11 tRNA genes are annotated in these 1206 nt (G+C 51.6%); all 11 read left to right on the top strand.

The window, feature by feature from the left end:
* Positions 1-120 precede the first annotated feature (120 nt).
* The 11 genes from VXN63_RS12020 to VXN63_RS11970 all read left to right on the top strand — a co-directional run bounded on the left by VXN63_RS12020 (position 121) and on the right by VXN63_RS11970 (position 1141).
* Positions 121-206: transfer RNA gene (locus VXN63_RS12020), tRNA-Leu, on the top strand.
* Positions 207-219: 13 nt separating this feature from the next.
* A tRNA-Leu gene (locus VXN63_RS12015) sits at positions 220-304 on the top strand.
* A gap of 12 nt (positions 305-316) precedes the next feature.
* Positions 317-390, top strand: a tRNA-Arg gene (locus tag VXN63_RS12010).
* 13 nt (positions 391-403) lie between these two features.
* Positions 404-477 (top strand) — tRNA-Pro (locus tag VXN63_RS12005).
* Positions 478-522: 45 nt separating this feature from the next.
* Positions 523-596: transfer RNA gene (locus VXN63_RS12000), tRNA-Met, on the top strand.
* A gap of 18 nt (positions 597-614) precedes the next feature.
* Positions 615-688: transfer RNA gene (locus VXN63_RS11995), tRNA-Ile, on the top strand.
* 18 nt (positions 689-706) lie between these two features.
* Positions 707-779, top strand: a tRNA-Met gene (locus VXN63_RS11990).
* Positions 780-795: 16 nt separating this feature from the next.
* Positions 796-868 (top strand) — tRNA-Asp (locus VXN63_RS11985).
* 11 nt (positions 869-879) lie between these two features.
* Positions 880-950: transfer RNA gene (locus VXN63_RS11980), tRNA-Gly, on the top strand.
* Between the two features lie 9 nt (positions 951-959).
* A tRNA-Ile gene (locus tag VXN63_RS11975) sits at positions 960-1033 on the top strand.
* Positions 1034-1053: 20 nt separating this feature from the next.
* Positions 1054-1141: transfer RNA gene (locus VXN63_RS11970), tRNA-Ser, on the top strand.
* Positions 1142-1206 lie beyond the last annotated feature (65 nt).

The raw sequence follows: 1206 nt of genomic DNA, 5'->3' as shown, positions 1-1206 counted from the left end.
CTTGCCAAGGTGGGGGTCGCGGGTTCGAATCCCGTCTTTCGCTTGATCGACTTTCAATCGAAAGTTGATAATTTAATAGACAAATATGTCTTCTACAAAACTTTTTATGCCCTATCATTAGCCGGGGTGGCGGAATTGGTAGACGCACAGGACTTAAAATCCTGCGGTGAGTATTCACCGTGCCGGTTCGACTCCGGCCCTCGGCACTTAACTTAATANCCGGGGTGGCGGAATTGGTAGACGCACAGGACTTAAAATCCTGCGGTGAGTATTCACCGTGCCGGTTCGACTCCGGCCCTCGGCACTTAACTTAATAGCACCCTTAGCTCAATTGGATAGAGTACCTGACTACGAATCAGGCGGTTAGAGGTTCGACTCCTCTAGGGTGCATTTTTAAAGCATACGGGAAGTAGCTCAGCTTGGTAGAGCACTTGGTTTGGGACCAAGGGGTCGCAGGTTCGAATCCTGTCTTCCCGATTTCTTATGAAGAAAACGCCGTATTGCTTTCTTGCATAGGACGATGGCGGTGTAGCTCAGCTGGCTAGAGCGTACGGTTCATACCCGTGAGGTCGTGGGTTCGACTCCCTCCGCCGCTATATCTAATTATAGTAAGCGGACCTTTAGCTCAGTTGGTTAGAGCAGACGGCTCATAACCGTCCGGTCGCAGGTTCGAGTCCTGCAAGGTCCATTAATACATTTTTATTATCGCGGGGTAGAGCAGTTGGCAGCTCGTCGGGCTCATAACCCGGAGGTCACAGGTTCGAGTCCTGTCCCCGCAATTGTAACAAAAAGCATGGTCCCGTAGTGTAGCGGTTATCACGCCTGCCTGTCACGCAGGAGATCGCGGGTTCGAATCCCGTCGGGACCGTTCAACATTATGCGGGTGTAGTTTAGTGGTAAAACCACAGCCTTCCAAGCTGTCGTCGCGAGTTCGATTCTCGTCACCCGCTTTTTGTTTGGGGCCTATAGCTCAGCTGGTTAGAGCGCACGCCTGATAAGCGTGAGGTCGGTGGTTCGAGTCCACTTAGGCCCATTCGTATCATTTATTGATATGGGGAAGTACTCAAGTGGCTGAAGAGGCGCCCCTGCTAAGGGTGTAGGTCGTTTACGCGGCGCGAGGGTTCAAATCCCTCCTTCTCCGTTTTTTATTTTTTTATTGCAAGGCCCCTTGGTCAAGCGGTTAAGACACCGCCCTTTCACGGCGGT

Origin of the sequence: Marinilactibacillus sp. XAAS-LB27 (assembly GCF_036039175.1) — a bacterium.
Taxonomy (GTDB): domain Bacteria; phylum Bacillota; class Bacilli; order Lactobacillales; family Carnobacteriaceae_A; genus Marinilactibacillus.
This window is presented reverse-complemented; position numbering and strand designations above follow the sequence as displayed.